We start from the raw sequence: 6,074 nt of genomic DNA on the forward strand, positions 1-6,074 counted from the left end.
TCTTTCTTAAATGCCGCTTCGGTTTTGAGAAGTCCTGGCTTGAGGAGGGTAAGCAAATTAAATAGTTCTACCAAAGAGTTCTGGACTGGAGTAGCCGTCAGCATCAAGATAAACCGCTTATTCAGGGCATTAACCAATTTCCAGTTCAAAGTATTGCGATTTTTTAGGTGATGCGCTTCATCCACAACTACTAAGTCCCAATTCCGACTGGTAACAAGAGGATAATGTTTACCAGATTTAGCTGTGTTTAAGGAAGCAATAATCCGGGGGTTTTCCGTCCAGAAATCTTCTAGGGGTGCAAGTGGATCTCGATTATCTGTGGTGATCGTAGAAATATTAAATTTGTCACTTAATTCTGATTGCCATTGGGAAACCAAAGAGGCAGGAGTTAAAACCAGCATTGAGTTAACCATTCCCCTAGCTAAGTATTCGGCTATAATCAGCCCCGCTTCGATGGTTTTGCCCAATCCCACCTCATCTGCTAACAATGCCCGTCCACCGAGTTGTCTGAGGACTTTCCTGGCTGTTTCAATTTGATACCAATATTTGTCTATGGCTGTCAGGGTTGGCAGGCAAACAAGTTGGTCATAGTCTGCCATGACTGAGAGATTGAACAGGTCAAGACGTGCTTCGTAAAAGTTGATGGGGTCAGATTTACCTGTTTTTAGGGCTTCTAGAGCCGGGGAATGGTTAAATTTAAATTTATACATCTAGATGCCTTTGTTATCAACTTTCGTGAAGCAATTGCAGCAACGCCTCTGTGGAAATTCACATAAAATTAGTATAAAGTAAATTTCCTGTAACAAAAAATAATGATTCAGCCAAGATAGCAACGAATTGGCAACAATAACTTGATAATAATGAACCACGAAGGAAGAAGAGAAGCATCCCAATTTTGGCAAATATATCTTTTCTGTATAACCTCGTCTGGACAAATGAAGATACTGGGGTGCAATGGTGCAACACAGTTTTTGATCATTTATACAATTTTCACTCCTCACTACAAGCCTCTGTGATGCTCTTCTGTTGTCTGTTTTCCAGAATCTGGCAAATGATGATCACAGCAATGCTTTGTCGCCTCTGGAACTGGATCATATCCACCAGGGTGGAAGGGATGACAACGCAAAATTCTCCGAGTTGCCATCCAGCCACCGCGCCAGATGCCAAATCTTTCAATGGCTTCAATAGCATACATTGAACAAGTTGGTTGAAAACGACAAGTCGGGGGAAACAGGGGCGAAATAAATATTCTGTAAGCTTTAATCAACCCAATAAATAATAGTTTCATCACAATCACCTAAAATCTTATAATTTAGTAATAAATGTAGAAAATTCCTATCTTATAATTTCTTTGTTATCTCCAGCTATCGACTTCACCTCAACTCCACCTTTGTGGCTACAAATTACTGTAGTTACAGTTTGGGTGTTACTCATTCTCCTAATCGCTTGGGTAGTATATCGCTTTGCTAAGGGCGAACCAGAAATAGTCAGAAAAATAGTTCACATCGGCACTGGGAATGTAATATTGCTGGCTTGGTGGCTCGATGTTCCCGCCAGTTTAGGGATTACAGCTTCCGTTGTTGCTAGTACCATCACCTTATTATCATATCGATTTCCTCTGCTTCCTGGTATTAATAGCGTGGGTAGGCAAAGTTTGGGAACCTTCTTTTATGCTGTGAGTATGGGCATTTTAATAGCTTGGTTCTGGCATATACAACAACCCCAATATGCAGCTATCGGCATCATGGTTATGGCTTGGGGTGACGGATTGGCCGCATTAATTGGGCAACGTTTTGGTAAACATAAGTATAAAGTCTTGGGAGCGCAAAAAAGCTGGGAAGGCTCCTTGACAATGGCTTTAGTCAGTTTTATGATCAGTAGTTTGATTTTACTGAGTGTTGAAGGCAACCTTTGGCAAACTTGGGTAATATCTTTAGCGATCGCTGTAGTTGCTACTAGTTTAGAAGCTATTTCATTTTTAGGTATTGATAACTTAACAGTTCCTTTAGGCAGTGCAAGTCTAGCATTTTTGTTAATTGATATCTTATTGCGCCATTCTCTCTAAAAAACCAGAGATTTTTTTCAGGCTCAAAAGTGTTTATATCACAAACAATGACAATGACTTGTATTTTAAATTACGTTGGTTGCTATTAATTACAGTCAAGCGATCGCCTAGCCAGATAATTGAAAACTCGATTATTAGATGACATAGCCGCAAAACCTGGAATATTGTCTATTTATTTTCTCAAAGTATGAGTTTGGCAGCAAAAAAATTAGACTTTATATCTACTCTCAGGAGTAAATATACAAGATTGATTTCTACCTATGGATTTATGAATTCCTCACAAACAGTGCTTATAGTTAAGTTCTTAGGTGGTAAAACCTATGTACGTAAGTGAGGCTAACAATCATGTCATATCAAATATCTGCATCAGAACTGTTTGTTACTTTATCTGATGGTCAACAAGAGCTTTTAGCTGGCGGCCAAGACTTTGAACTAGCTGGTAGCAATTTCGCTAACAGAGTGGCAAACTTACAAGGCACAAGTAGTGCTGGTCCCGATGGTAGTAATGCCAACTCTACAGGTGATGTTACAGCTATTAATACTGCCGCACAAGACTTTATGGCATTAGGTGCGACAGAAGTTCCTCAAATTAACGCTTTGGGTTCTGCACCAGTTCTTAACGGTATGGGCAATGGTAATGGTGGCGGTGGTAATGGTGGTGGTAATGGTGGAGGTTAATCATCTCAACCAGCCAAATCATTGAACCATGATGACAGTTTACCCAGAAAACTTATCTGTCACATTCAAGATCACTTATTTCAGTAGGAAGGAGTTAATAGTGCAATTCTGCATACCTCATCCTACCCAAAAACTCTAATTGTGATCTCGAATAACTGAGCTATTGCAGAGATTACCCTGATGAGTTTCTCCAGGACAGATGGTGGTGCATTAAGCACTCTGGGTTTCCTTTTCTCAAGGGTGGAAAGTAGGCTTTAATTCCAGAATTTTCTTGCCACTACATCAGCAAAACCTCTCCACAAGGAAGAATTACGTAAGTGAGGCTAACAATCATGACAGAGCATATTGTATCAGAGTTGTGTGTCGCATTATCCGACGAGCAACAAGAATTCGTAACCGGGGGGGCGGACTTTGAGCTAGCTGGGAGCAATTTCGCTAACAGAATAGCCAATTTACAAGGAACCGTCAGTTCTGGCCCAGATGGTAGTAATGCCAACTCTACAGGTCAATTAACAGCTACTAACACTGCGGCACAAGATTTTATGGGATTTGGTGCGACCGAAGTTCCAGACGTTGATACTTTGGGTGCTGCGCCAGTTCTCAACAGCTCAGGTAGTAACCAGTCGTAATATCAACTCCAGTCTAATAGTCTGTCAAGTTTAAAATCTGACAAACTGCTGGAGACATCTGCAATTGCGATCTTACGGCACAGATATAGCAAATGTATTTATTGTCTCCAAGTAGCACTGAGCATCTAATTCCACACTTCTAAAAGAATGGATTCCAGAGCTTTCCCATGTGATTTATGTTTGCACAACTTGAATATTTAGCCGAGTAATCAGGGTAAGTTGCATCCACAAATTAGCGCCTGGAATCCTTTACTTGATTAAGCATTATGCAAGTGAGGCTAACAATCATCCCAAACCAGATGGGCATTGATTGTCAGTGAGGCTAATAAATTATGTCACATCAAATCATAACATCCGATTGCTTTGCAAAATTAGAATTGTCTGAAAGACAGCAGGAGTTGCTCGTTGGTGGTATGAACTATCAACTGAAAGACAACAATTTTACTCAAGGATCTGCAACAACTACAAAATCAAGTGATAGTAGTCCAGCCGGAAACTCTTCGGAACTAAATACTCAGCTTGCTGATGTAAATTCTAATGCTACCAGTTTTTTGTCTAGCGAACCTACAAAATTTCCGGCTCTTGCCAACTTTGAAGAACTGAGTCAATCCAACACTGAATAGACAATTTTACAATAGCAAAATTTAAACTTTCTTGCCCCTATTTAAACTTTAGAGGTTAGCCTTGATTGTGTGGAAATATAAAACTTTTGTCGTGAATTTTGCCCAGGAAATGGGGAGAGGAGATAGTTATCACTCGCTCGACGTAAGTGAGGTCTTTGAGAGAGTTTGAGCGTTCTCCTCTATTGTTTCTAAGGGTTATTCACCTTAGATACATCAGAAAGGTTATTGCCGTACACAGCTGACTCCTTTCTTTATCCCCATTCCTAATTATACAACATCATAAACTATGTTGTTGGTTACTGTTAGCATCATATGTTACAGTTTAACTTTTTTGTCCCATAATATTTAACAACTGTGAGTTTTAGCAGCGTTAATTATTAATTTTATAACCTTTGCCAAAAATCTATTATCCAAATTAAACCCAAGGTACAGTACCGTGAGATCCTTTCCTCAAGAAGATAACAATTTTTGGAATAGGTTTAACGAACCAACTCCAGAAGAACTCAATTTAGTTGAACCTCACGAGTTTCTTCCCCGTATCAGTAAATGGACAAACATCGGCGCAGGAGTTCTACTAATTACTTTTATGACGGCGGCTGGTCTTACATCTGTTTTTAGTTACAATGTCACAGTCAAAGTTCCTGCAACTATTCGACCAGAAGGAGAACTGGGAATAGTTCAATCTGCCGTTATTGGCACAGTGCAGAAAATAGATGTGCAAGAAAATCAGGTAGTCAATCAAGGAGAACCCATTGCTTATATTGATGATTCCCGCTTGCAAAATCAAAAAAGCCAACTAGAAAATAGTATTGAGCAGAATCAATTACAAATGCGCCAAATTGATGCTCAAGTAGCTGAAATTGCCACTCAGATTGCAGCGCAACAAACCTTAATTAATCGCACAATTATTGCTGCACAAGCCGAACTCAGTGCAAGTCAGCGTAACTATGAAGACCAACAAAAGACAACTATGGCAGAGCTGACAGCAGCCGAAGCTACTTGGAATTTAGCGAGAATACAACGCGATCGCTTACAACAGAATAATCTATTAACTGCCACTGTACAAGAAGCCGAACAAGCTTTAAATTTAGCCAAAAAGCAACGCGACAGGTTACAGTCTGTAGTCGCATCAGGAGCAATTTCGCGCAATTTATTGGAAGAAAAAGAACAGGAAGTCAAATCAGCCCAAGCCAAGCTAGAACAAGCCAAAGCTAATGCTAAAGACTTAATGTCAGAAAAAGAACAAGCCTTAAAAATTGCCCACATAAAACTAGAAACAGCTCAAACCAATATTAATCCTCATAATGCAGCTATAACCATAGCCTCTGAACGAATTAAACAAGAACAAGCCAGTGGTAAATCTACCTTAGCCGCTTTAAACAGAGAACGAGAAACCCTACTACAACAGCGTCTAGAACTAGAAAAACAAACTATGCGGACGCGCAAAGAACTACAACAGGTAGAAATTGACCTGAATCAAACTATAATTCGAGCGCCAGTCACAGGTACAGTGTTGCAATTAAATCTGCGTCATCCTGGGCAGGTAGTACAACCAAGTCAACCAATTGCTCAAATTGCGCCCCTCAACACTCCAATGGTGATTAAAGCATTTGTCCAGCCGCAAGATATCGACAAAGTAAAACCTGGACAAAAAGTGCAGATGCAGGTTTCAGCTTGTCCCTATCCCAACTACGGTACTCTCCACGGCACAGTGAGAAATGTTGCCCCAGATGCCCTCCCAGTAGGAAATAACAGCACCGAGACAGGTATTCAAAGTGCTGCCCAGACAGTCGCCTATGAAACCACCATAGAAGCCCAAACCACCTATGTAGGAAAAGAAAATCATCCATGTCATCTACAACCAGGAATGAAAGGTCGAGCTGATATTATTTCCCGACAAGAAACAGTCCTGAATTTCATTCTCCGCAAAGCCAGATTAATCACAGATTTCTGAGAAATTGTAGGAGTTTAAATTCTCTATATATAAATGCCATACACAAGGGCGGGCAAGATGCCCACCCCACAAAATTGAGAATATCAAGATGTCTATTGCATTCACTAGCAAACTTCTGTAATTAC

General features: G+C 40.2%; 7 protein-coding genes. 5 read left to right on the plus strand and 2 right to left on the minus strand.

Going from position 1 to position 6,074, the window contains the following annotated elements; genetic code table 11:
- Positions 1-710, minus strand: a 710-nt coding sequence (locus VB654_RS19295; RefSeq protein WP_323215421.1) for a DEAD/DEAH box helicase, incomplete at its 3' end; no start/stop codon positions are given.
- A gap of 290 nt (positions 711-1,000) precedes the next feature.
- Positions 1,001-1,288, minus strand: a complete 288-nt coding sequence (gene yidD / locus VB654_RS19300; RefSeq protein WP_323215422.1) for a membrane protein insertion efficiency factor YidD — start codon at positions 1,286-1,288, stop codon at positions 1,001-1,003.
- A gap of 63 nt (positions 1,289-1,351) precedes the next feature.
- On the opposite strand from yidD, the gene VB654_RS19305 reads away from it, so the two are divergent.
- From VB654_RS19305 to VB654_RS19325, 5 genes are all read left to right on the plus strand, one after another.
- On the plus strand, positions 1,352-2,065 hold the full coding sequence (locus tag VB654_RS19305; protein WP_323215423.1) for an SEC59/DGK1/VTE5 family protein: 714 nt from the start codon (positions 1,352-1,354) through the stop codon (positions 2,063-2,065).
- 345 nt (positions 2,066-2,410) lie between these two features.
- On the plus strand, positions 2,411-2,743 hold the full coding sequence (locus tag VB654_RS19310) for a CTB family bacteriocin (protein WP_323215424.1): 333 nt from the start codon (positions 2,411-2,413) through the stop codon (positions 2,741-2,743).
- Positions 2,744-3,075: 332 nt separating this feature from the next.
- Positions 3,076-3,372: a CTB family bacteriocin gene (locus VB654_RS19315; protein ID WP_323215425.1), complete on the plus strand. Its 297-nt coding sequence runs from the start codon at positions 3,076-3,078 to the stop codon at positions 3,370-3,372.
- Between the two features lie 332 nt (positions 3,373-3,704).
- Positions 3,705-3,995 carry a CTB family bacteriocin gene (locus tag VB654_RS19320; protein WP_323215426.1) on the plus strand — a complete coding sequence of 97 codons (291 nt, stop codon included), beginning with the start codon at positions 3,705-3,707 and terminating at the stop codon, positions 3,993-3,995.
- Between the two features lie 436 nt (positions 3,996-4,431).
- Positions 4,432-5,949, plus strand: a complete 1,518-nt coding sequence (locus VB654_RS19325) for an HlyD family secretion protein (RefSeq protein WP_323215427.1) — start codon at positions 4,432-4,434, stop codon at positions 5,947-5,949.
- Positions 5,950-6,074: the final 125 nt, after the last annotated feature.

Source organism: Nodularia sp. UHCC 0506 (assembly GCF_034931045.1).
Classification (GTDB): domain Bacteria; phylum Cyanobacteriota; class Cyanobacteriia; order Cyanobacteriales; family Nostocaceae; genus Nodularia.